Genomic DNA, 23,354 nt, shown 5'->3' on the forward strand with positions numbered 1-23,354 from the left:
CCGCGTCGACCCCACCTGGGTCGTGATGTCCTCCCTGCGAGGTGTCAGGCGGGTCGTCGGGCCAGGCCACGACGCCCCCTGCGGGCCTCCCTCGTCCCTCGGTCGGGTCCTCAGGGGCTGTGTCAGGCCTGTCGGCCGGGCCTGGCCACGACGCCCCCTGCGGGCCTCCCTCGTCCCTCGGTCGGGTCCTCAGGGGCTGTGTCAGGCCTGCGCCTGGACGGTGGAGAGGATCTCCTGCACCTCCTCCGGCGACGTCGCCGCCTCGAGGCGCGCCACCTGCTGCTCGTCGAGGAACACCTGGGCGAGCGAGGCGAGCAGCGTGAGGTGGTCGTCGCCGGCGCCGGCGATGCCGACCGCGAACTTCACCTCGCTGCCGTTCCAGTCCACCGGGTCGGCGTAGCGCACGAACGACAGGGCCGTGCGACGGATGGAGGACTTGGCCTCGTTGGTGCCGTGCGGGATCGCGAGCAGGTTGCCCATGTAGGTCGATACGGAGCGCTCGCGCTCGTGCATCGACGCGACGTAGGCGTCGTCCACCGCGCCCTGGACGACCAGGAGGCGACCGGCTTCCTCGATGGCCTCGTCACGCGTCCGGGCGCGGCCCGACAGCTCGATGCCGTCGCGGTGCAGCACGCCACCCTGGGGGGCGTCGTCGTGACCGGTGACGGTGTGACCGTCCCGGGCACCTGAGGTGGAGCCCGCGGCCACCGTGGTGGGGGTGACGACGGCCGCGGGGGTCTCGGAGCCGTTGGTGCGACCAAGGAGATCGACGATCTCGTCGTACCGCGGGCTGTTCATGAAGTTGTCCACGGACACGTGGACGGCCGAACCGGTCCGCTGACGGGCGCGGTCGGTGAGGTCCTGGTGGGTGACCACGAGGTCCCACTCGTCGGACAGGGTGGAGATGGCCTTGTTGACGACGGTGACGTCGTCGTGGCCGGCCGCCTTGACCTTGCGGCGCAGGACCGAGGCGCCCATGGCGGACGACCCCATGCCGGCGTCGCAGGCGAAGACGATCTTGTGGATCGAGCCGCTGTGGCCCTCGGTGGCGACGCCCGCGCCGGCGGCTGCGCCGGTGAGGGACGAGGCGACCGAGGACTTCTTGCCCTTGTTGGCCTCCATCTGCGCGGTGGCGGCGGCCAGGTCGCCCTCGTCGTCGGCACGGTCGGTCTTGAGCAGCAGGGAGGCGACGGCGAAGGTCACGGCCGTCGCGACGATCACCGAGAGGATGACGCCGACGTAGCTGTCGTTCGCGGTCTGGAGCAGCACGGCGATGATGGACCCGGGTGCGGCGGGGGCGCGCAGGCCCGAGCCGAAGAGCACGTTGGTGAAGACGCCGGACATGCCGCCGAGGATCACGGCCGCGATGAGCTTCGGCTTCATGAGGACGTACGGGAAGTAGATCTCGTGGATGCCACCGAGGAAGTGGATGATCGCGGCGCCGGGAGCCGAACCCTTGGCCAGACCCTTGCCGAAGATCGCGAAGGCGAGAAGCAGGCCGAGGCCGGGGCCGGGGTTGGCCTCGAGCAGGAAGAGGATCGACTTGCCCTTGTCGACGGCCTCGTTGGTGCCGAGGGGGGTGAGGATGCCGTGGTTGATGGCGTTGTTGAGGAAGAGGATCTTGGCGGGCTCGATGAGGATCGAGGTGAGCGGCAGCAGCCCGTGGTTGACGAGGAACTGCACCACCTGGCTCGCGGCCTTGCTGAAGGCCTCGACCACCGGGCCCATGGCGAAGAAGCCGGCGAGGGCCAGGATCATGCCCCAGATGCCGGCCGAGAAGTTGTTGACCAGCATCTCGAAGCCGGGCCTGATCTTGCCGTCCCAGATGGCGTCGATCTTCTTCATCGTCCAGCCACCGAGCGGGCCCATGATCATGGCGCCCATGAACATCGGGATGTCGGTGCCGGCGATGACGCCCATCGTGGCGATCGCGCCGACGACGCCGCCGCGGACGTCGTAGATGTTCTTGCCGCCGGTGTAGCCGATGAGCAGGGGCAGCAGGTAGGTGATCATCGGACCGACGATGCCGCCGTCCTTGAAGTCGCCCCAGCCGCCGATCTGGGCCACCCAGCTGTTGGCCGCGAGACCCCCGGTGCCGCCGGAGTTGAGCCACCCCTTCTCGATGAACAGGGCGGTGATCAGGCCCCACGCGATGAACGCGCCGATGTTGGGCATGACCATGTTGGACAGGAAGGTTCCGAACTTCTGGACGTGCACGCGGGCCGACACGCGCTCTGCGCCGCCCGAGGTACCGGTGGTACTAGCCACGGCCGATCCTTTCCCAGGTGACCCTCAACGGCGAGGATCCGTGAGACCAGTAAAGCGCCCCCACTTCTGCCCGGTCAATAGCAAAAGTCCCCCGAACGCAGATTTTCAGGCACAAGCGCATCAGCACCGGACGCGACACCACGAGCGAACGCGACCTGACGGGCATGAACGGACACATCAGGCCGGGTCCCGCGGTCCCTGGTACACCCCCATCAGGCGGAAGCGCAGCGGCTCCTCGGCATACTCCTCCAACGTGTGCGCCACCCAGCCCACGAGCCGCGCCCCCGCGAACACCGCCTCGGAGGCGTCGCCTGCCAGGGCGTGACGGTGGGTCAGCACCGCGAGCGCCCAGTCGCTGTTGGGGAACAGACCGTGCCGATCCCACAACCCCTCCTCGAGCAGCGACGTGGGCCCCTCCAGCTCCCCCAGCCCGCCGGCCCGCAGCCGTCCCAGCAGCTGCTCGGCCCGGGGGTCGCTGTCGCGATAGACGCGGTGGCCGAAGCCCGCGGCCTGGCCGGGGTCGGCGAGGACCCGTCCGAGGGTCCCCGCCGGGTCGGCGACCGCCGCCTCGAGCAGCAGCCGGGCCCGCACCCCCGCCGAGCCGTGCAGCGGGCTGTCCATCGCGCTCAGCCCCGCCAGCAGGCAGGACCCGAGGTCGGCGCGCACGCTCGCGCTCACCCGCACCGCCGTCGTCGAGGCGGCCATGTCGTGGTCGGTCAGCAGCACGAGCGCCCGGCGCACGAGGTCCACCAGCGACGCGTCCCTGGGGTCGCCGCCGACGACCGCCGTCCACCTCGTCGCCTGGTCGGACCGCTCGTATGCCGATCCCCACGCCTCGCGGGGCAGGAGCGCGGCGGTGGCGGTGGCGATCAGGCGCCCGGCCCGCTCGCGCACGGCCGACGGGTCGAGGTCGTGCCGGCGCGCGTCGCGCGCGGTCAGCAGCAGCACCGCCAGGCGCAGCCGCTCGACGAGGCGGGCCCCCTCGGGCAGGGCCACCAGCCCTGCGCGGACGTCGGCCAGGGCGTCCTCCTCCACGACCACCGAGACGGGCTCGTCGCCACCCCACAGCAGGCCCGCGACCTCCTCCACCGACGCCGTCTCGGCGAGCACGGTCGCGTCGCGCCCCCGGTAGGCGAGCCGGTCACCCTCGAGCCGGGTGATGGTGGTGCGCACGGACTCCGCCAGCCCGGTCCCCCGCCCGAGCGACCCCGACCGCCGCTGTAGCGCCTCCACCTCCTCCGGCGCGAAGTAGCTCGCCCGCCGCCCGTCGCGGTGGGTCGGGCTCAGCTGCCCCCGGCTCACGTAGGCGTAGACGGTCTGCGTCTTGACGCCCAGCAGGCGGGCGACCTGCGCCGTGGTGAGCAGCTCTCGGTCGGGCACGCGCGTGCGGGCGGGGCGCGGGACGGGGCGGTTCGGCATACGACCTCCGAGCGGCGATCAGGCGACGTTGACACCGTCAACCATGCACGCGATCAACGTTGACAACACATTGATAGCAGGCCGACCGTGATCCCATGACCACCACATGCGACCTCGCCGTCCCACCGGGGCTCAAGGGCCTCGTCGTCGCCGACACGGCCGTCGGCGACGTGCGCGGCTCCGAGGGCTTCTACCACTACCGCGAGCACTCGGCGCTGGACCTCGTCGAGCGCTGCTCCCTCGAGGACGTCTGGCACCTGCTGCTCACCGGCGCGCTGCCGACCCCCGACGAGGCCCGCGCCTTCGCCGAGGAGCTCGCCCCGCTGCGGGTCCTCGACGACGCGACCCTCGACCTCGTTGACCGCGAGGCCTCGACCGGCACCCCGGCCGCGCCCCTCGCGCAGCTGCGCACCGTCCTCTCCCACCTCGCCACGGGCTCACCGCCCACGTATGCCGCCCCGCCCACCGTCGTCCGGGCCGAGGCACTGCGCCTGGCCGCCGCCACGCCGACGATCCTCGCGGCGCTGCACCGCCGGGGCGCCGGGCTCCCCGCCGTCGACCCCGACCCCACGCTGTCGGCGGCCGCGGACTGGCTGTGGATGATCACCGGCGAGCGCCCGGCGCCCGAGGTGGAGCGCGCCATCAACCGCTACCTCGTCGCGACGGTCGACCACGGCTTCAACAACTCGACCTTCGCCGCCCGGGTCGTCGCGTCCTCGGGGGCCGACGTGGGGTCGGCGCTGTGCGCGGCGCTCGGCGCGTTCTCCGGGCCGTTGCACGGCGGCGCACCCGACCGCGCCCTCGAGGCGCTCGACCAGATCGGCAGCATCGACCGGGCACCCGGGTGGGTGCGCGAGCGCGTCGCGGCCGGGGACCGGATCATGGGGTTCGGGCACGCCGTCTACACCACGCACGACCCCCGGGCCGAGATGCTCAAGGCCGAGGCGCAGCGCCTCGGCGGGCCCCTCGTCGAGCTGGCGGTGGCCGTCGAGCAGGTCGTCGAGGACACCCTCGCCGAGCTCAAGCCGGGGCGCGAGCTCTACGCCAACGTCGAGTACTACGCGGGCGTCGTGATGGAGCGCTGCGGCATCCCCCGCTCGATGTTCACGCCCACCTTCGCCGTCAGCCGGGTCGTCGGGTGGACCGCCCACATCCTCGAGCAGGCGGCCACGACCAAGATCTACCGCCCGGCGGCGCGCTACGTGGGGCCGCCCGTCGTGCGCTGAGCCGGCGCGCGTCGCCGCCACCCCGGGTGGCGGCGGGCGCGTCGGCATACGGTCTCGTGGGCCGGACGGCCGGGAATCCCCGCCGCCGCGGCCCTGTTGTCCCCCACATGGCCACTCCCCTGTCGATCCTTGACCTGGCGTTCGTCGCCCCCGCCCAAAGCACGCGCGACGCGCTCCTCGAGAGCGTCGCCCTCGCGCAGAAGGCCGAGGAGACCGGGCGGTTCGAGCGCATCTGGTTTGCCGAGCACCACAACATGCGGACCATCGCGTCCGCGGCGACCTCGGTGCTGATCGGTCACGTCGCGTCGGCGACCTCGACGATCCGCGTCGGCGCCGGCGGTGTCATGCTCCCCAACCACTCCCCGCTGGTCATCGCCGAGCAGTTCGGGACGCTCGCCGAGCTGCACCCCGGGCGCATCGACCTCGGGCTCGGCCGCGCCCCGGGCACCGATCAGGAGACGCTGCGTGCGCTGCGCCGCGACCCGCGCGCCTCCGACCACTTCCCCCAGGACGTGCAGGAGCTGCAGGGTTACCTGTCGCAGGACACGCTCGTGCCGGGCATCCACGCCTACCCGGGCTGGGGGACGCAGGTCCCGCTCTACATCCTCGGGTCGTCGCTGTTCGGCGCGCAGCTCGCCGCGGCCCTCGGACTGCCCTACTCCTTCGCCAGCCACTTCGCCCCGGACGCGCTCGAGCAGGCCGTGCAGGTCTATCGCGACCGCTTCCAGCCCTCCGAGCAGCTCGCCGAGCCCTATGTCATCGCCGCGCTCAACGTGATCGCGGCGGACGACACCGCCACGGCGGAGGAGCAGGCCCGCCTGGTGCGCCGCCAGCGGCTGCGCACCATGGCCGGCCGGCGGGGCACCGAGCTCACCGAGGAGCAGGTGGACGAGGCGATGGGCACGGCGTTCGGGCAGCAGGTGCAGCACATGATGCGCTGGACGGCGGTCGGGGACGGGGCCGAGGTGGCGCGCTACCTCGCGGAGTTCCGCGACCACGCCCAGGCCGACGAGCTCATGGTCACCAACGCCACCCAGGGGCTCGACGCCCGGCTGCGGGCGCTGGAGATCATCGCCACCGTGCCCTGAGCCGCTCCCTCACCCGCCACCCACACACAAAGATCGTGAGGGTTTCGTCCACCTTGCTTGGACGAAACCCTCACGATCTTGCGGGTTTTTGGTGGGTGCGGGTCAGGCGGGGCGCAGCCCCAGCTCGTCGGCCACGAGCTCGGCGATCTGCACGGCGTTGAGCCCCGCGCCCTTGCGCAGGTTGTCGTTGCTGATGAAGAGCACCAACCCCTTGCCGCCGTCGACCGACTGGTCCTGACGGATGCGCCCGACGTATGACGGGTCGGCGCCCGCCGCCTCGAGGGGTGTCGGCACGTCGCGCAGCTCGACGCCCGGCGCGGACGCCAACAGCTCGGTGGCCCGCTCGACCGAGAGGGGGCGGGCGAACTCCGCGTTGATCGACAGCGAGTGCCCGCTGAAGACCGGCACGCGCACGCACGTGCCGGAGACGCGCAGCTCGGGCAGGTCGAGGATCTTGCGGGACTCGTTGCGGAGCTTCTGCTCCTCGTCGGTCTCGAGGGAGCCGTCGTCGACGATCGAGCCGGCCATGGGGAGCACGTTGTAGGCGATGGGCGCGACGTACTTGGCGGGCTCGCCGAGGTCGACCGCGGACCCGTCGTGGGTCAGCCCCTCGATGGCGCCCTCGCCCGCGTCGGTGCCGCGGCGGACCTGCCCGGCGAGCTCCTCGACCCCGGCCAGCCCCGAGCCGGACACGGCCTGGTAGCTCGAGACGACCAGCCGCTCGAGTCCGGCCTCGTCGGCGAGGGGCTTGAGCACGGGCATCGCGGCCATCGTCGTGCAGTTGGGGTTGGCGATGATCCCCTTGGGGCGATCCGTGATCGCGCCCGGGTTGACCTCGGAGACGACCAGCGGGACCTCGGGGTCCTTGCGCCAGCCGGAGGAGTTGTCGACCACGACGACCCCGGCCTCGGCGAACCGCGGCGCCTGCGCCTTGGAGGTGGTCGCGCCGGCGGAGAAGATCGCGATGTCCAGCCCGCTGGGGTCGGCCGTCGCGGCGTCCTCGATCGTGATCTCCTGCCCACGGTAGGTCAGGGTCCTGCCCGCCGAGCGCGCGGACGCGAACAGCCGCAGGGAGGCGACCGGGAAGTCGCGCTCCTCGAGGATCCGCAGGACGACGGTGCCGACCTGCCCGGTGGCGCCGACGACGCCGAGGTTGACTCCAGTGCTCATGTCAGTCTCCTTCTCAGCGCCCGGTGCCGCCATAGACGACGGCCTCGCCGGACGCGCTGTCCAGCCCGAACGCCGTGTGCACGGCGCGCACCGCGTCGTCGAGCTGGTCGTCGCGGGTGACGACCGAGATGCGGATCTCGGAGGTCGAGATCATCTCGATGTTGATGCCCGAGTCCGCCAGCGCCTTGAAGAAGGTCGCCGACACCCCGGGGTTGGACTTCATGCCCGCGCCGACGAGCGAGAGCTTGCCGATCTGGTCGTCATACTGCAGCGACCGGAAACCGACGCGCTCCTGGACCCGGCCGAGGAACTGGGCCGCCTGCGGGCCGTCCGTCTTGGGGAGGGTGAAGGAGATGTCCGTCAGGCCGGTCTCCACGGCCGAGACGTTCTGCACGATCATGTCGATGTTGACGCCGGCCTGAGACAGCGCCTCGAAGATCTCGGCGGCCTTGCCCGGGTTGTCCGGCACGCCCACGATCGTGATCTTGGCCTCGCTGCGGTCGTGCGCGACTCCGGAGATCAGGGATGCTTCCACGTCTGCTCCTTCGGGGTGGTCCATGACGAGGGTGCCCTCCTTGTGGGAGAAGGACGACCGCACGTGGATCGGGAGGTTGTAGCGGCGGGCGTACTCGACGCAGCGCAGCATGAGGATCTTGGCGCCGTTGGCGGCCAGCTCGAGCATCTCCTCGCTGGAGACGCGGTCGAGCTTGCGGGCCGTGGGGACGATGCGGGGATCGGCGGTGAAGACGCCGTCGACGTCGGTGTAGATCTCGCAGACGTCCGCCTCGAGCGCCGCCGCCAAGGCCACCGCGGTGGTGTCCGAGCCACCGCGGCCGAGGGTCGTGATGTTCTTGGTCTCCTGCGAGACCCCCTGGAAGCCGGCGACGATCGCGATGTGGCCGACGTCCATGGCGGCGCGGATGCGGCCGGGGGTGACGTCGAGGATGCGCGCCTTGCCGTGCTGCTCGTCGGTGATGATGCCGGCCTGGCTGCCCGTGAAGGACTGAGCCGTGTAGCCGAGGTTGGCGATCGCCATCGCCATGACCGCCATCGAGATCCGCTCGCCCGCCGTGAGGAGCATGTCCATCTCGCGCAGGGGGGGCAGCGGGCTGATCTGCGTCGCCAGGTCGATGAGCTCGTCGGTGCTGTCACCCATGGCGCTCACCACGACGCAGACGTCGTTGCCGGCCTTCTTCGTCTCGACGATCCGGCGTGCGACACGCTTGACGCTGTCGGCGTCCGCGACGGACGAACCGCCGAACTTCATGACCACCAGGCTCACGGGCTCGCCTCTCGGGACGGGGACGGGGATGGGGCGGGGCCAGCCTAGCGAGCACCGCCGCCGCGCCTGGCCGACGCCGCATCCCGAGATGCCTCGGGTAGTTTCGACGGGTGCGCTACCTGCTGCTCGCCTGGGGATCTCGCGGGGACGTCCAGCCCTTCGTCGCGCTCGGGCTGGGGCTGCGCGCGGCCGGTCACGAGGTGACCGTCGCCGCGACCCTGGACTTCGAGGCGTGGATCCGCGAGCAGGGCCTCGGCTACACGGACTTCGGCGTGTCGGTCGCCGAGCTGTCCCGCACCGACCTCGGCCGCCGCTGGCTCGGCGGCACGTCTCGCACCGTCGTCGGCGAGCTGCGGATGATGCGCGAGGTCAGCACCCTGGCCGCCGACGTCGTCTCCACCACCCTGCTGCGTGCCGTGCCGGACCACGACGTGCTGATCTCGAGCACGCTCACCTTCGAGGCGGGCTGGGCCCTCGCCCGCGCCACCGGGATCGGTCACGCCATCGCGCTGTTCGCGCCTGCGCTGCAGACCTCGCTCGGGTCGTCCTACGTGTATGCCGCCCTCCCCCGTCGCCACAGCGCCCTCAACCGGGTGCTGGGGGCGCTGACCTCCACGGCCGTCCAGCCCGTCGTCGCCCCGATCGCCGCCGAGCTGCGTCGTCGCCTCGGCGTGCGTCGACCCGGCCCGTTGCAGCTGCGCGAGGACATCCGGAGCACGCCGACGCTCCTGGCCGTCAGCCCGCACGTGGTGCCGCCGGCGCCGGACTGGCCCATGCCGGTGCAGGTCACCGGCTGGTGGACGCTGCCCGCCCACCCCGGCGACCCCCGCGACCCCGGCGGCCCCGGCGACCCCGGTCACCCCGGTCACCCCGGCGAGCCCGACCCCGCGCTGCTCGCCTTCGTCGAGGCCGGTCCGCCACCGGTCTACGTCGGCTTCGGGTCGATGAGCTCACCTGATCCTCGCGGGAGCTCGCGGCTCGTGGCCGACGCCTGCCGGGCCGCCGGGGTCCGTGCGGTCGTGCTGCGGGGCAACGCCGACCTGCACGTCACCGGCGACGGTGTCCTCACCATCGAGGGGGCCGCTCACGATCTGCTCTTTCCGCGTATGGCGGCCGTGGTCGGGCACGGCGGGGCAGGCACGACCGGGGCGGCGTTCCGCGCGGGGGTGCCCCAGGTGGTCGTGCCGCACATGGGCGACCAGCCCTACTGGGGGCGGCGGGTCCACGAGCTCGGGTGCGGGCCGGCGCCCGTCGCGCGGCGAGAGCTCACCGCGCAGCGGCTGGCGGACGGCATACGAGCGGCTCTGACACCCGGGTACGCCGGGGCCGCCCGCAGGCTCGGCGACCAGGTGCGCACCGAGGACGGGGTCGCGGCGGCGGTCGCCCACCTCGAGCGGACCTTTGCCCGCTGACTCAGGTGTGCAGCGCCTCGAACTGCGCCTCGGCCACGGTCTCCTGGTCGGCATCCAGGCGGATGTGGGACAGCACGGACTGCAGGACGCGCAGCGCTGACGCGGCGCGGTCGCCCCAGGAGGACAGGTAGGAGAACTGCCACCACCACAACGCCTCGACCGGCCGCCCTGCCTCGTGGTGCTGCAGGCCGTGGACCAGGTCGACGACGATGGAGGCCAGGTCGTTGGACAGGGAGCCTGCCGTGAGCTCCCCCGAGGTGACGGGGTCGACGACGTCGGCATACTCGTCCAGGCCCTCGAACAACCGGGCCAGGCCCTCGCGGACCGGGTCCGTGTCGACGTCCGGACCAGGGTCGGGCTCGAACTTCTCGTCCAGGACGACGTCCTGGATGGCCCCGAGGCGCGCGCCCGTCAGGAGCACCTGTGACAGACCCAGCAGCAGGAACGGGATGGCCGAGTCGGGGGCGTCGCCCCGGGCCACGTCGGTCACGATGTCGCAGAAGGCGCGCACGTCCTCAGCGGTCTGGCTCTCCACCGCAGCCAGGTCGTCCGCGATCGTCCGGTCAGACATTGAGCATCCTCCTGCCCTCGAACGCCCTCCCGAGCGTGACTTCGTCTGCGTACTCCAAGTCTCCACCCACCGGCAGCCCGCTCGCGAGGCGGCTCACCCGCAGCCCCAGCGGCCCGAGGAGGCGCGCGAGATAGCTCGCGGTGGCCTCGCCCTCGAGGTTGGGGTCCGTGGCGATGATGATCTCGGTGATCTCGGTGCTGCCGAGCCGGGCCATCAGCTCGGTGATGCGCAGGTCGTCCGGGCCGATGCCGTCGATCGGGCTGATCGCGCCGCCGAGCACGTGGTAGCGACCCCGGAACTCGCGCGTCCGCTCGATGGCCACGACGTCCTTGGGCTCCTCGACCACGCAGATCAGGCCCGGGTCACGCCGCGGGTCCTGGCAGATGCGGCACTGCTCGGCCTCGGCGACGTTGCCGCACACCACGCAGAACCGCACCTTGGCCTTGACCTGGTTGAGCGCCTCCACGAGCCGGCTCACATCGGCCTGATCGGCCTGCAGGATGTGGAACGCGATGCGCTGCGCACTCTTGGGACCGACCCCGGGAAGTCTCCCGAGCTCGTCGATCAGGTCTTGGACAGCGCCTTCATACACAACCGCGAGCCTATGCCCTGGCGCCGACAAACCCCGTCGTGCCGGGCGTCCGGGTCAGGGCGGACGTCGACTGGTGCGACGGCGGTGGGTCGGGGATGGTGGACGGTATGACGACCGCCGCCGCCTCGCGCCCCATCCGCATCGGGCTCCAGCTCCAGCCGCAGCACGCCACCTACGCCCAGCTCCGCGACGCCGTCAGTCGGGCCGAGGACCTGGGCGTGGACATCGTCTACAACTGGGACCACTTCTATCCGCTGAACGGCGACCCGGACGGCGCGCACTTCGAGTGCTGGACGCTGCTCGCCGCGTGGGCCGAGCAGACGACCCGGGTGCAGCTGGCGCCCCTGGTCACGTGCAACAGCTATCGCAACCCCGACCTGCTCGCCGACATGGCCCGCACAGTCGACCACATCAGCGGCGGCCGGCTGATCCTCGGCATCGGGTCGGGGTGGTTCGAGCGCGACTACGACGCGTACGGCTACGAGTTCGGCACCGCCGGCTCTCGCCTGGACGACCTCGCCGCGTCGATGCCGCGCATCAAGGCCCGGTGGGCCGCGCTCAACCCGCAGCCCACGCGCGACATCCCCGTGCTGATCGGCGGCGGTGGCGAGCGCAAGACACTGCGGATCGTGGCGCAGCACGCCGACATCTGGCACACCTTCGCGACGGGCGAGGAGCTTGGGCACAAGGCCTCGGTGCTGCGGGACCACTGCGCCGCGGTCGGGCGGGACCCCGCCGAGATCGAGATGTCGGTCGGCGTCGGCGGCCGCGGGCGCGACGCGCGGCAGCCGGAGGCACCGGAGGTGGAGGGCACGCCGCTGCTCGAGATGGGCGCGACGACGTTCACGATGGGTGTGAGCGGGCCGGACTACCCGATGGAGCACGTGGAGCCGTGGCTGCGGTGGCGCGACGAGCTCAACGCCTCCCGCTGACCGCACGACTGACCGCACCCGCCGACATACGTGTGCTCCCAGCTCACGGACGCCGGCCGGAGCGGACGCCTCAGGCCTGGGCGGAGCGGTCGTTGGTCGTGCCCGCGAGCTCCTGGCCGGTCAGCTCGTGGATCGCGGCCATCACCTCGTCCGTGACCTGGCGGCGGGCCTTGGCGGCGGGGATGCCGTCGAAGCGCCCGGCCACCTCGATGGGGGTGCCGAACCTCACGGTGACCTTGGCGATCCGGGGCCAGCGCGCGCCGACGGGTTGGATGTCGGGCGTGCCGATCAGACCGACCGGCACGATCGGGCAGCCCGCCTGCAGCGCGAGCCAGGCCGCTCCCGTCTTGCCCTTGTAGAGCCGGCCGTCGCGCGATCGGGTGCCCTCCGGATAGATGCCGGTGGCGCCGCCGCGACGCAGGACCTCCAGCTGCGCCTCGAGCGACTGCTGCGCGGCGCGGGAGGAGTCGCGGTCGACCGGGATGGCACCGACGGCCTCGAACATCTCGCGACGGATCGCGCCCACGACGCCCGTGCCCGTGAAGTACTCCGCCTTGGCGAGGAAGGCGACCTGGCGCGGAGCCGCCAGCGGGATCACGAAGCTGTCGATGAACGACAGGTGGTTGCTCGCCAGGATCACCGGCCCGCGCCGGGGGACGTTGTCCATGCCCTCGATGCGCGGCCGATAGATCGCGTGGGTCACCGGCTTGAGCACCGAGTGGACGAGTCGGTAGAACATGGACCCTCGCAGTCGACGGAACGGGCGTGCGGGGCGAGCCTAGCGGTCCTTGACGTGGCGGTAGGTCCCCTGGCGCGCCCCGCGTCCGTATGCCGGTCCCACCGCCTCGGTGGGCACCGTCAGGGGCTCCGATCCTCGATGACCTTGCCGCCGAGGATGCTGGCGATGACCGCCGGCCCGGCGGCACCTCCGTCCACGCTCTCGTCATCGGTGCTGACGTCGTCGTCGGAGACCCGGCGAACCTGGCGCCCCTGGGCCTGGCGCCCCTCCTGCGCCGCCGCTCGACGCATCGCCCGCTGGTAGGGCGACAACGACGCCTCGTCCACGGGCACCGACTCGGGATCCACGGGCTCGTCCTCGTCGCGTGGGCCGTCCGCGGCGTGCGACGCCGCGCCGGGCCCGTCGGAGGTCTCGGCCTGACCGCGCCTCACCGCGTCGGCTTCCCCTGCCGGCGCAGAGGTCTGTCCCTCCGACGACCGGTCCGTGCGGGGCTCCGCTGCGGTGGACGGCGTCGTCGGCTGGCTGGGCGCCGCCCAGTCGGGCGCCGGCGCGCCGGCGGCCCAGCCACCGGAGCCGTCGTCGGTGCTGCGGGAGGGCGCTCCCCCCATGCCCATGGCCTCCCGCATCGACGCGGACGGGTCAGGGGCGGAGCCTGGGGCCGACGCGCCCGGAGCGGGCGGCGTTGACGGGGTTGTTGGGGTTGACGGATCGGACTGCCGCGGGGCTGCCGGCGGGCGTGTGGGCGGGACGGCACCGTGGCCACCGGCCGCGTGGGACGCGAGCGGCACCCCCTCGACCTGGGCGTCGACGCCGATCACGTCGATCAGCGCCTGACGCACGACCTCGGCGTGCACCTTGCTCGTCGCGAACCGTTGCGCGACACCGGGGTTGTTGATGCCGAGCACGACGCGACGGCCGTCGAACTCCATGATCTGGGCGTGCTCGGACAGCATCGTCCAGGTCACGCGCTTGTCCTTGAAGACGGCGGCCAGCACGTCGGGCCAGGCGCGCCGCAGCATGTCGGCGTCGACCCCGCCGGGGGACTGCGGGGGGCGCTGCGGCTGCGCCGCCGCAGGACGGCTCTCCCGCACCTGCTTCTGCTGCAGCGCCTCACGCTCCTGCGCCGAGACGCCGGCGCTGCGGGGCACGTCCCCCGAGGCAGCCGGCGCGGGCATCGGCACGTCGCTGACCCTGGAGGCGTCCGCCGCGACCTGCTGGCGCACCTCCTCCCCCCGCTCGGCCACAGGGGACGGGGACGGGGTGGTGGACGACGCGGTGGTGGACGACGCGGTGGTGGACGACGGTGAGGGGGACGACGGGGGGGACGCGGCGGCCACCGCTGCCTCCGCGGGCGCCGACGCCTCGGGGGCCTCGGGGGGACGCCGTGCGGCGGCCCGCGCGGCGTCGGCGCCGGTGAGACCACCCTGGCGCGCACCGGGAACCTCGCGCAGGTCGGCGACCGGCCCGGCGGACGTGGGGTGGCCTGCGCCGAGCTCCATGCGGCGCTCGAGCCGGTCGATGCGGGCGGCATACCCCTGCTCGCCGGCGGCCCCGGGCAGCAGCAGCCGGGCGCAGATGAGCTCGAGCTGCAGGCGGGGGGAGGTGGCCCCCGTCATCTCGGTGAGGCCGGTGTTGACGACGTCGGCCGCGCGGGACAGGGCGCCGGCCCCGAAGCCGGCCGCCTGAGAGCGCATCCGCTCGAGCTGGTCCTCGGGCACCCCTCGCAGGACCGCGGCGGCGCCCTCGTCCGTGGCGAGGACGATGATCAGGTCGCGCAGCCGTTCGAGCAGGTCCTCCAGGAAGCGGCGCGGGTCCTGGCCCGACTCGATGACCTTGTCGATCTGGCGAAACACCGCGGCACCGTCGGCGGCGGCCAGCGCGTCCACCGTCGCGTCGAGCAGCTCCACCTCGGTGAAGCCGAGCAGCGCCGCCGCCCGCTCGTAGGTCAGCCCCTCCTCGCCGGCCCCCGCCATGAGCTGGTCGAGCACGGACAGCGAGTCACGCACCGAGCCACCACCCGCGCGCACGACGAAGGACAGCACCCCCTGCGCCACCTGCACGCCCTCGGCGTCGCACAGCTCCTGCAGGTACTCCGTCAGCCGGGCGGGCGGCACGAGCCGGAAGGGGTAGTGGTGGGTCCGCGATCGGATCGTGCCGATCACCTTGTCCGGCTCGGTGGTCGCGAAGACGAACTTCACGTGCTCGGGCGGCTCCTCGACGATCTTGAGCAACGCGTTGAAGCCCTGCGGCGTCACCATGTGCGCCTCGTCGATGATGTAGACCTTGTAGCGCGACCGGGCCGGGCCGTAGGACGCCTTCTCCCGCAGGTCACGGGCGTCGTCGACACCACCGTGGCTCGCCGCGTCGATCTCGATCACGTCCACCGACCCCGCGCCACCGCGCGCCAGGGCCACGCACGACTCGCACGTGCCGCAGGGGGTGTCGGTCGGACCCTGCTCGCAGTTGAGGCAACGGGCGAGGATGCGGGCGGAGGTCGTCTTGCCGCAGCCTCGCGGACCGCTGAACAGGTAGGCGTGGCTGGCTCTCCCCGATCGCAGGGCCTGCATTAGGGGCTCGGTCACGTGCTCCTGCCCGATGACGTCGGCGAACGTCTCGGGGCGGTAGCGGCGGTAGAGGGCTGTGCTCACGGCCACGACCCTAGTCGTCGCCTCTGACAAGGGGTATGCCGTCACGCCGGCCTGGGGCGGCCGGACCGGCATACGCGCTGGTCCGCACCCGGGGGGGACGGCAGGCGGGGGGGACGGCAGGCGGGGAGAGCAGACGAAGACCCCCCGCGCACCTGGAAGAGCTCTCTTGCCCTTGCTGCATTCCTGCCCTGGGGGAGTTGGGAGAGGTACCACCACGCGGGGGGCCGACCCTCATGCTAGTCCAGCCCCCGCCCGCTCAACCAATCCCGGACCAGTCCCGGCTCGCGAGCGCTGCTCCCCCGGACACGGGATGGGGTCTGTCGGCACCCCGACGTAGCGTGGTGGGCATGACGGACGACGGCAGGTCCAGCAACGCGATGCGACGAGCGCTGGCGCGGGCGCGGGACGGCAAGGCGCTGGACCCGGCCGAGGCGGAGGTGCTGCTCGGGGCTCGCGGCGCCGACCTGGAGTCGCTGTGCGTAGCGGCGAGCCGGGTGCGCGACGCCGCCATGGTCCAGGCCGGGCGCCCCGGCGTCGTCACGTACTCCCGCAAGGTCTTCGTGCCCCTGAGCAGGCTGTGCCGGGACCGGTGCCACTACTGCACCTTCGCGACGACGCCGGGCCGGGTGCAGGCGCCCTTCCTCTCCCTCGACGAGGTGGTCGAGATCGCCCGTCAGGGCGCGGCGCAGGGCTGCAAGGAGGCGCTTTTCACCCTCGGCGACCGCCCCGAGGACCGCTGGCCGGCCGCACGAGAGTGGTTGGACAGCAAGGGGTATGACGACACCCTGGCCTATGTCCGGGCCGCTGCGATCCGGGTGCTGGAGGACACCGGGCTGCTCCCCCACCTCAACCCCGGCGTCATGAGCTGGTCCGACCTGCAGCGCCTCAAGCCGGTCGCCCCGTCGATGGGGATGATGCTGGAGTCCACCTCGACGGCGCTGACCGAGCCGGGCGGACCGCACTTCGGCTCGCCCGACAAGGACCCGGCCGTGCGCCTGCGCGTGCTGGAGGACGCGGGACGGGTCGGGGTGCCCTTCACCACCGGGATCCTCGTCGGCATCGGCGAGACGCCGGCCGACCGCGTCGCGTCGATCCTCGCGATCCGCCGCCTCGCCCGGGAGTACCACCACGTGCAGGAGGTGATCGTCCAGAACTTCCGCGCCAAGGACGACACCGCCATGCGCGGGGCCCAGGACGTGGGGCTCGAGGAGTACCTCGCCACGATCGCCGTCACCCGCATCCTGCTCGGACCGGGCACGAGCGTGCAGGCCCCGCCCAACCTCAGCGACCTCGACGACGGCGCCCGCCTGCTGGCCGCGGGCGTGGACGACTGGGGCGGGGTCTCCCCCGTCACGCCGGACCACGTCAACCCCGAGCGCCCCTGGCCCGAGATCGCGCTGCTGCGCGACACCACCGCCGCCGCCGGGCTCGAGCTGCGCGAGCGCCTCACCGCCCATCCCCGCTTCGTGCAGGGGGCGCTGACCCGGGACGAGGCGTGGATCGACCCGCGCCTGCACGACCACGTCGCCGCGCTGGCCGACCCCGGCACGGGCCTGGCGCGCGAGGACGCGCGACCCGAGGGCCGGGCATGGCAGGAGCCGGACGGCGGGTTCGACACCAGCGGGCTGGCGCGGAGCCGCGGCCGGGTCGACCTGCACGCGTCCATCGACACGACGGGCCGCAGCGAGGACCGTCGCGGCGACTTCGACGAGGTGTACGGCGACTGGGCGGCCGTGGCCGAGCGGGCGACGACGAGCGCCGCTGCCGCGGAGAGTGGCGCGCCGGGCGACGCGGATGGTGGTGGCGCGGGCGCGGCATACGGCCTGCACGTCCGCACCCCCTCCGACGCGAGGCAGGCGCTGGCGCGCGCCGAGGCGGACCCCGCGGGGCTGTCCGACGAGGACTACCTGGCGCTGCTGACCAGCGACGGTGACGACCTCGAGGCCGTCACCCGGCTGGCCGACGACCTGCGGCGGGAGACCGTCGGGGACGAGGTCACCTACGTCGTCAACCGCAACATCAACTTCACCAACGTCTGCTACGTCGGGTGCCGGTTCTGCGCGTTCGCCCAGCGCAAGACCGACGCCGACGCCTTCACCCTGTCCCTGGACGAGATCGCCTCCCGCGCCACGGAGGCCGTGGCGCTGGGCGCCACGGAGGTGTGCCTGCAGGGCGGCATCAGCCCCGACCTGCGACCCGGGGACTACGCGCGGATCGTGCGGGCCATCAAGGACGTGCAGCCGCAGCTGCACGTGCACGCCTTCTCCCCCATGGAGATCGCGACGGCGTCCGCCAAGGCCGGCGTCTCACCCCGGGCCTGGCTGGAGGAGGTCCGCGAGGCCGGGCTGGACTCAATCCCCGGCACCGCCGCCGAGATCCTCGACGACGACGTGCGGTGGGTCCTCACCAAGGGCAAGCTGCCCAGCGCTCAGTGGATCGAGATCGTCGAGACCGCCCACGCCCTCGGCATCCCCAGCTCGTCGACGATGATGTACGGCCACGTCGATCACCCCCGGCACTGGGTCGGCCACCTTCGCACGCTCGCCGGGATCCAGGACCGCACCGGTGGGTTCACGGAGTTCGTGCCGCTGCCGTTCGTGCACACCAACGCGCCGGTCTACCTCGCGGGGGTCGCGCGACCCGGGCCGACGATGCGGGACAACCGCGCCGTGCACGCCGTCGCCCGCCTCCTGCTGCACGGTCGCATCCGCCACGTCCAGACCTCCTGGGTCAAGCTCGGCGTCGACGGGACCCGGCTCATGCTCCGCGGCGGCGCCGATGACCTCGGCGGCACCCTGATGGAGGAGACCATCAGCCGGATGGCGGGGTCCGAGCACGGGTCGGCCAAGACGGTCGCCGAGCTGCGGGAGATCGTCGATGGGATCGGGCGACCGCTGAGGCAGCGCTCCACCACCTACGCCGAGCTCGAGCCCACGGCCTGAGGCGAGCCCGGGAGCCCTCCCAGCACGCGACGAGGCCCCGCACCGACGAACGGTGCGGGGCCTGTCGACTGGCGGAGGATGGGGGATTTGAACCCCCGAGGGTTTTATCCCAACACGATTTCCAATCGTGCGCACTAGGCCACTATGCGAATCCTCCGCCGAGCAATGTACCGGATGGGGCGGTCCCGCTCACAATCGAGCGTCACCGCCTCGTCGCCGGGCGTTCACCGGCTCAGTTGCCGCAGGTCTGCGTCCCGGCCGGCACCGCGATCCCGTCGAAGGCCGCCGCGATCGACGAGCACTGCGCCGAGCCCTTGCCATAGATGGCCTTGGCCTGGCGGATCGCGCCCTCACGGGCGTCGGCGTAGCCGGAGCGGGAGGTCAGCTCGTTGGTGAGGGTGGAGTACCACACCTTGGCGGCGGCGTCCCGACCCGCGCCCGCCACGGGCTTGTTGTTGCAGGTGGGGCTGTTGTAGCTCACGCCATTGACGGTCTTGGCGCCCGAGACGAGGTGGCCGGCACGAGGGCGGCGGCGAGCGCCAGGGCGAGGGGTGCGGTCAGGACGGCGGCGGTGCGCGCACGTGACATGGATCCTCCAGGGGTTCGTCGACGGATCTCCGCGGGGGCGGGGTGGGGGCCGTCGACCCGTCGAGCAACGGGTGCCGGGAATCTACGTGCTGCGACGAATTCTGTGAGGACCCTGACGACCATGGATCCACGTGCAGCAGAGATCCCCTGGTCAGGGGCCTACCCGGCGGTATGTCGAACGCTCGCCCCCACGGAACGTCACGGTATGGCGGCGACCGAGCCGCCATACGGCCGCAGTTGGCGACCGGGGATGGGCGGGATGGGCCGGGATGGGCCGGGGCCGAGCCGAACCAAGCCCGGCTGATGTGCCCGCCCCCGGTAGGAACATCCGCCTGGCGAACCAACCCAGGCGAATGTGACGGCCCCCGGTAGGAACATCCGCCTGGCGAACCAAGCCCGGCGGATGTGACTACCGGGGGTAGGTCAGCGGCGGCGGCGGGCCGTCCCGAACAGCGAGCGCGTGATCTCGCGCCCGATCTGCGTCCCGGCCGAGCGCAGCATCGACTTGAACGCCGAGGACTGCACGACCTGCTCGACCAGGCCGGGCTCGTCCTTCTCGGGCTTCGCGCCCTTGTCGGGGGCAGGGGCAGGGGCGGGAGCGGGCGTCTGCGGGGCGCGCTCCGGGGTCGCCGCCAGCTGGGCAGCCGTCAGCTTCTCGTACGCCGACTCGCGGTCCTCGGCCGTGGCGTAGCGCGCCGTCAGCGGCGACGCCGCCACCAGGCGGTCCAGCTCGGCGTCCGGGGTCGGCGCCATCAGCGACTGCGGGGCCCGCATCCGGGTCCAGGCCACAGGCGTGGGCGCGCCGCTCTCGGACAGGACGGTGACGACCGCCTCGCCGGTGCCGAGCTGGGTCAGCAGCGACTGCAGGTCGTAGCCCGAGCGCGGGTAGGTCGAGACCGCCGCCTTGAGCGCCTTGGCGTCATCTGGGGTGAAGGCCCGCAGCGCGTGCTGCACGCGGTTGCCGAGCTGCCCCAGCACGCCGGCGGGGACGTCCTTGGGGGACTGCGTCACGAAGAACACGCCGACGCCCTTGGAGCGGATGAGGCGCACGGTCTGCTCGATCGCGTCGAGGAAGGCGTCCGACGCGTCGTCGAAGAGCAGGTGCGCCTCGTCGAAGAAGAACACCAGCTTGGGCCGGTCGACGTCACCGACCTCGGGCAGGTCGTGGAACAGGTCGGCGAGCAGCCACATGAGGAAGGTCGAGAACAGCGCGGGGCGGTCCTGCACGGCCGGGAGCTCAAGGCAGGACACGACGCCGCGACCGTCGGACCCGACCTGCAGCAGGTCGGCCGTGTCGAACTCCGGCATCCCGAAGAAGGCGGCCGCGCCCTGGTTGTCGAAGGTCACGAGCTCGCGCAGGATGACGCCGGCGGTGGCCTTGGACAGGCCGCCGATGCTCTTGAGCTCAGCCTTGCCCTCGTCGCTCGTGAGGTGGGTGATCACCTCCCGGAGGTCCTTGAGGTCGTCGAGCAGGAGACCCTTGGTGTCGGCGTAGTGAAAGATCAGCCCGAGGCTGGACTCCTGGGTGTCGTTGAGCCCCAGCACCTTCGACAGCAGGGTGGGGCCGAAGCTCGTGATCGTCGAGCGGATCGGGGCACCCTTGCCGAGGCCCCCGAGGGTGAGCAGCTGGGTCGGGAAGCCGCTCGCCTCCCAGGTCTGGCCCACGTCTGCGGCCCGTGCCGCGAGCCGCTCGTTGCTGGTGCCGGGCGACGCGAGGCCGGACAGGTCGCCCTTGATGTCGGCGAGAAAGACGGGGACGCCGCTCGCGGACAGCTGCTCGGCCATGAGCTGCAGCGTCTTGGTCTTGCCGGTGCCGGTGGCGCCCGCGACGAGGCCGTGGCGGTTCATCACCGCCAGCGGCAGCCGCACCGGCACGTCGGGGTGAGCGGTGCCGTCGACGACGGCGGCGCCGAGGTCGAGAGCCGGCCCGTCGAAGGCGTAGCCGCTGCGGATCTGGTCGAGCTGGGAGGTCGTGTCGGTCACGCGACCGACCATAGCGGTGGCCGGGGGCGGTCGCCCGGACGTTGCGCGCCGGGACGGTACGCAACGATCCCCCGACGGTCAGAGGGTCCGACTAGGCTACGCAGCGTGATCTTCAAGGCCATCGGGGAGGACCGTCCCTACCCGGCGCACGGCAGGGTGACGACGCGGGACTGGGCGGGCATCGCCCCCAGCCTCGTGCGCCTTGACCAGCTGGTGACCACGAGGGCGACCCTCGACCTGCATCAGCTGCTGGCCGAGGACTCCACCTTCTACGGTGACCTGTTCGCGCACGTGGTGGCCTGGCAGGGCACCCTCTACCTCGAGGACGGCCTGCACCGGGCGCTGCGCGCGGCCCTGCAGCAGCGTCCCCACCTGCACGCCCGGGTGCTCAACCTCGACGCGCCGGGGACCCCGGTCGGCGAGCCCCTGCGCGAGCTCTGAGCCCCCGCGGCTCGCCAGCACCAGGCCGTATGCCGCAGCCCCGGCGGGCACCGGGCCCCGGCATACCGGCGCGGTTGCGGCCGGGAGGTCAGCGCACGGACACGGCACCGGTCACGATCGCCGCGAGCGTGCTGGAGCGGGGCGTCCGGAGGCGGTAGGTCCCGGCGGGGAGCCGGGTGAAGGCCGCCGCCCCAGCCACCGACGTGGTGGCGGACCGCACCTGCGTCCAGGTCCCGCGGTAGGCGTCGTAGCGATCCAGCAGGACGGTGGCCTGGCGCGGTGCCACCGACACGGCGAGGGAGCGGGGCCCGGTCCGGGTGGTGACCGCAGACCGCGTCTGGTAGGTGACGTGGGTCGTGGACGCGGTGGCTGCCGAGGTGCCGAGGTAGTTCACCGAGACGCCCGTGATGCTGCGGGCGGTGAAGGTCGTCGCCACCCGGCCCGCGGCGTCGCTGCGCCGGTCGGAGCAGGTGGTGCGGCCGAGGTGGGCCGGGGCGTAGCAGACCCGGACGGGCGCGCCGGCAAGCACGTCGCCGGTCGCGGTGCGGGCGGTGACGACGCCGGTCGCGGGCGTCCCGGCGGCCGGGGTCCAGGAGCTCACCCCGGACCAGGTGAGCACCGCGGGACAGACCCTGAGGGTGCACAGCGCCCGGTTGGCGTCCACCAGCCCGGCCCCATAGGTGTCGTCCCGGCCCCGGACGCCGAGGTCCGTGGCCGTGCTGGCCAGCAGCGACTGGACCTGCGCCACCGTGAGCGAGGGGCGGGCCGCCCGCAGCCCTGCGACGGTCGCGGCGACGAGGGGCGTCGCCATGGAGGTGCCGCTCATCCGGGCGTAGCCCGACCGGATGAGACGCGTCGGGTAGGTCGACACGATCCCGTCGCCGGGGGCGGCCACGTCGATGTAGCGACCGGTGTTGGAGTAGGCGGCCGCCCGGCTGCTGCTCGTGGTGGCGGCGACCCCGATCACGTTGGCGTAGGCGGCGGGGTAGGACGCCCGGTTGCCGGCGAGCCGCTCGTTGCCGCCGGCCGCGACGACGACGACGCCCTTGGCCACGGCATACTGCACCGCCTTGTCCAGGGTCACGTCGGGCTGGTCGCTGCCGAGGGAGAGGTTGATGACCGTGGCGCCGTGGTTGGCCGCGTGGATGACGCCACGCGCGATGTCGGAGGTCCAGCCCTCGCCGTGGCCGTCAAGCACCCGCACGGGCATGATCCGCGTGCCCGGCGCCATGCCGGCGACGCCGACCCGGTTGTCGGCCACCGCGGCGATGATCCCCGCGACGTGGGTGCCGTGGCCGTTTGGGTCGGTGGCCCCGGTGCCGCCGGTCCCCCCGGCGGAGGGCTCGAGGAACTGCGCGCCGGGCACGAGGACGCCGCGCAGGTCGGGGTGGCCCCCGTCGACGCCGGTGTCCACGACCGCGACCGTGACGCCCGCCGTGCTCACCCGTCCGTGGAAGGTCTCGCCCCCGAGCCGGCTGAGGGACCACTGCTGGGGTCGGATGGGGTCGTTGTAGCCCGTCGCCTGGGCGCGGGTGTCGACCGAGACGGCCACGGCGCCAGGGGCGTCCTGGGCGCGGTCCACCGTCGCCACGGCCTGGGCCGCGGGGACCGTCGCGGTGCTGACGACCGGCTGGCCGCCGACGACACGCGTGGTCACCACGCGCAGGCGGGAGGCCCCGGACGCCAGCGCGGGGGCCACCACCGCGGCGGGCGCGCGCAGCACCGAGGCGTTGCGGGTCGACCATCCCGGGCGGGAGCCGTCGGACGCGGGCGCCGACCACGCAGAGACCGGCGCGGGGAGGGCGGTCTGGATGGAGACGGCGGAGGCGGCGGGGGCGGGAGCGGTCTGGGCGTGGGCGGTGGAGGGTGCGCCCACCCCGGCGAGCAGGGCGGCGAGGGCGGTGAGGGCGACGCCGACGCGAGCACGGGTCTGCATGGGGTGTCCTTCTGGGGATCGGGAGCCCTGGATCAGCCCCACGAGATCACTGAACGTTAGTTCACCTCACTCTGCGTATGCGAGATGGTCCAGAGCAAGACACCCGGATGGCGACAC

17 protein-coding genes, 1 tRNA gene and 1 other RNA gene are annotated in these 23,354 nt (G+C 72.8%); 6 read left to right on the forward strand and 13 right to left on the reverse strand.

Translation table 11 applies throughout. From position 1 onward, the window contains the following. Positions 1–201 precede the first annotated feature (201 nt). Together GGG17_RS11570 and GGG17_RS11575 are read right to left on the reverse strand one after the other, a co-directional pair. Positions 202–2,181, reverse strand: coding sequence for a PTS mannitol transporter subunit IICBA (locus GGG17_RS11570; RefSeq protein WP_154593967.1), 1,980 nt, complete (start codon positions 2,179–2,181; stop codon positions 202–204). Between the two features lie 264 nt (positions 2,182–2,445). Continuing rightward, positions 2,446–3,687, reverse strand: coding sequence for a citrate synthase (locus GGG17_RS11575; RefSeq protein ID WP_154593860.1), 1,242 nt, complete (start codon positions 3,685–3,687; stop codon positions 2,446–2,448). Positions 3,688–3,782: 95 nt separating this feature from the next. On the opposite strand from GGG17_RS11575, the gene GGG17_RS11580 reads away from it, so the two are divergent. Further along, positions 3,783–4,913: a citrate/2-methylcitrate synthase gene (locus tag GGG17_RS11580; RefSeq protein ID WP_154593861.1), complete on the forward strand. Its 1,131-nt coding sequence runs from the start codon at positions 3,783–3,785 to the stop codon at positions 4,911–4,913. A 107-nt stretch (positions 4,914–5,020) separates the two neighbouring features. Beyond that, complete coding sequence (locus GGG17_RS11585) at positions 5,021–6,001, forward strand: LLM class flavin-dependent oxidoreductase (protein ID WP_154593862.1); 981 nt, start codon at positions 5,021–5,023, stop codon at positions 5,999–6,001. 102 nt (positions 6,002–6,103) lie between these two features. Here the strand turns inward: GGG17_RS11585 and GGG17_RS11590 are convergent, their stop codons facing one another. After that, complete coding sequence (locus tag GGG17_RS11590; RefSeq protein WP_154593863.1) at positions 6,104–7,171, reverse strand: aspartate-semialdehyde dehydrogenase; 1,068 nt, start codon at positions 7,169–7,171, stop codon at positions 6,104–6,106. 13 nt (positions 7,172–7,184) lie between these two features. Then, a complete protein-coding gene (locus GGG17_RS11595) occupies positions 7,185–8,453 on the reverse strand; it encodes an aspartate kinase (protein WP_288797345.1) in 1,269 nt (422 codons plus the stop codon). Between the two features lie 110 nt (positions 8,454–8,563). Here GGG17_RS11595 and GGG17_RS11600 point away from each other — a divergent pair, with 110 nt between their 5' ends. Continuing rightward, a complete protein-coding gene (locus GGG17_RS11600; protein WP_154593864.1) occupies positions 8,564–9,865 on the forward strand; it encodes a glycosyltransferase in 1,302 nt (433 codons plus the stop codon). Position 9,866: 1 nt separating this feature from the next. On the opposite strand, the gene GGG17_RS11605 is transcribed toward GGG17_RS11600, so the two are convergent. Together GGG17_RS11605 and recR are read right to left on the reverse strand one after the other, a co-directional pair. Further along, positions 9,867–10,436 (reverse strand): DUF5063 domain-containing protein, encoded by a 570-nt coding sequence (locus GGG17_RS11605; RefSeq protein WP_154593865.1) that lies wholly within the window; start codon positions 10,434–10,436, stop codon positions 9,867–9,869. Continuing rightward, the gene (gene recR / locus GGG17_RS11610; protein ID WP_288797342.1) at positions 10,429–11,028 is read right to left on the reverse strand and encodes a recombination mediator RecR; all 600 of its coding nucleotides are present in this window, start codon (positions 11,026–11,028) and stop codon (positions 10,429–10,431) included. Before recR ends, GGG17_RS11605 begins: the two co-directional genes overlap by 8 nt. A 107-nt stretch (positions 11,029–11,135) precedes the next feature. On the opposite strand from recR, the gene GGG17_RS11615 reads away from it, so the two are divergent. Next, positions 11,136–11,960, forward strand: coding sequence for an LLM class F420-dependent oxidoreductase (locus GGG17_RS11615; protein WP_154593867.1), 825 nt, complete (start codon positions 11,136–11,138; stop codon positions 11,958–11,960). 70 nt (positions 11,961–12,030) lie between these two features. On the opposite strand, the gene GGG17_RS11620 is transcribed toward GGG17_RS11615, so the two are convergent. The 3 genes from GGG17_RS11620 to ffs all read right to left on the reverse strand — a co-directional run bounded on the left by GGG17_RS11620 (position 12,031) and on the right by ffs (position 15,576). Further along, complete coding sequence (locus GGG17_RS11620; protein ID WP_154593868.1) at positions 12,031–12,699, reverse strand: lysophospholipid acyltransferase family protein; 669 nt, start codon at positions 12,697–12,699, stop codon at positions 12,031–12,033. 119 nt (positions 12,700–12,818) lie between these two features. Further along, positions 12,819–15,347, reverse strand: coding sequence for a DNA polymerase III subunit gamma and tau (locus tag GGG17_RS11625; protein WP_311966632.1), 2,529 nt, complete (start codon positions 15,345–15,347; stop codon positions 12,819–12,821). A gap of 132 nt (positions 15,348–15,479) precedes the next feature. Then, an RNA gene (gene ffs / locus GGG17_RS11630) (signal recognition particle sRNA small type) lies at positions 15,480–15,576 on the reverse strand. 118 nt (positions 15,577–15,694) lie between these two features. Here ffs and GGG17_RS11635 point away from each other — a divergent pair. Beyond that, a complete protein-coding gene (locus GGG17_RS11635) occupies positions 15,695–18,289 on the forward strand; it encodes a bifunctional FO biosynthesis protein CofGH (RefSeq protein WP_154593870.1) in 2,595 nt (864 codons plus the stop codon). A gap of 69 nt (positions 18,290–18,358) precedes the next feature. On the opposite strand, the gene GGG17_RS11640 is transcribed toward GGG17_RS11635, so the two are convergent. The 3 genes from GGG17_RS11640 to GGG17_RS11650 form a co-directional block, all read right to left on the reverse strand. After that, positions 18,359–18,446, reverse strand: a tRNA-Ser gene (locus GGG17_RS11640). Positions 18,447–18,521: 75 nt separating this feature from the next. Next, the gene (locus GGG17_RS16565) at positions 18,522–18,770 is read right to left on the reverse strand and encodes a M4 family metallopeptidase (protein ID WP_311966633.1); all 249 of its coding nucleotides are present in this window, start codon (positions 18,768–18,770) and stop codon (positions 18,522–18,524) included. Between the two features lie 530 nt (positions 18,771–19,300). Beyond that, on the reverse strand, positions 19,301–20,872 hold the full coding sequence (locus GGG17_RS11650; protein WP_154593871.1) for a helicase HerA-like domain-containing protein: 1,572 nt from the start codon (positions 20,870–20,872) through the stop codon (positions 19,301–19,303). Positions 20,873–20,965: 93 nt separating this feature from the next. Here GGG17_RS11650 and GGG17_RS11655 point away from each other — a divergent pair, with 93 nt between their 5' ends. Then, positions 20,966–21,301, forward strand: coding sequence for a type II toxin-antitoxin system VapB family antitoxin (locus GGG17_RS11655; protein WP_311966635.1), 336 nt, complete (start codon positions 20,966–20,968; stop codon positions 21,299–21,301). An 88-nt stretch (positions 21,302–21,389) separates the two neighbouring features. Here GGG17_RS11655 and GGG17_RS11660 read toward each other — a convergent pair whose 3' ends face one another. Beyond that, positions 21,390–23,237 (reverse strand): S8 family serine peptidase, encoded by a 1,848-nt coding sequence (locus GGG17_RS11660; protein ID WP_154593872.1) that lies wholly within the window; start codon positions 23,235–23,237, stop codon positions 21,390–21,392. Positions 23,238–23,354 lie beyond the last annotated feature (117 nt).

The sequence above is a fragment of the Arsenicicoccus cauae genome, assembly GCF_009707125.1.
GTDB lineage: Bacteria > Actinomycetota > Actinomycetes > Actinomycetales > Dermatophilaceae > Arsenicicoccus > Arsenicicoccus cauae.

What these genes read in the sequence shown, in the direction of transcription:
- GGG17_RS11585 (WP_154593862.1), top strand. Translation starts at nt 5,021, where the DNA reads ATGGCCACTCCCCTGTCGATCCTTGACCTGGCGTTCGTCGCCCCCGCC.
- GGG17_RS11660 (WP_154593872.1), bottom strand. Translation starts at nt 23,237, where the DNA reads ATGCAGACCCGTGCTCGCGTCGGCGTCGCCCTCACCGCCCTCGCCGCC.
- GGG17_RS11605 (WP_154593865.1), bottom strand. Translation starts at nt 10,436, where the DNA reads ATGTCTGACCGGACGATCGCGGACGACCTGGCTGCGGTGGAGAGCCAG.
- GGG17_RS11635 (WP_154593870.1), top strand. Translation starts at nt 15,695, where the DNA reads ATGACGGACGACGGCAGGTCCAGCAACGCGATGCGACGAGCGCTGGCG.
- GGG17_RS11570 (WP_154593967.1), bottom strand. Translation starts at nt 2,181, where the DNA reads ATGGTCATGCCCAACATCGGCGCGTTCATCGCGTGGGGCCTGATCACC.
- GGG17_RS11580 (WP_154593861.1), top strand. Translation starts at nt 3,783, where the DNA reads ATGACCACCACATGCGACCTCGCCGTCCCACCGGGGCTCAAGGGCCTC.
- GGG17_RS11575 (WP_154593860.1), bottom strand. Translation starts at nt 3,687, where the DNA reads ATGCCGAACCGCCCCGTCCCGCGCCCCGCCCGCACGCGCGTGCCCGAC.
- GGG17_RS11590 (WP_154593863.1), bottom strand. Translation starts at nt 7,171, where the DNA reads ATGAGCACTGGAGTCAACCTCGGCGTCGTCGGCGCCACCGGGCAGGTC.
- GGG17_RS11615 (WP_154593867.1), top strand. Translation starts at nt 11,136, where the DNA reads ATGACGACCGCCGCCGCCTCGCGCCCCATCCGCATCGGGCTCCAGCTC.
- GGG17_RS11650 (WP_154593871.1), bottom strand. Translation starts at nt 20,872, where the DNA reads ATGGTCGGTCGCGTGACCGACACGACCTCCCAGCTCGACCAGATCCGC.
- GGG17_RS11620 (WP_154593868.1), bottom strand. Translation starts at nt 12,699, where the DNA reads ATGTTCTACCGACTCGTCCACTCGGTGCTCAAGCCGGTGACCCACGCG.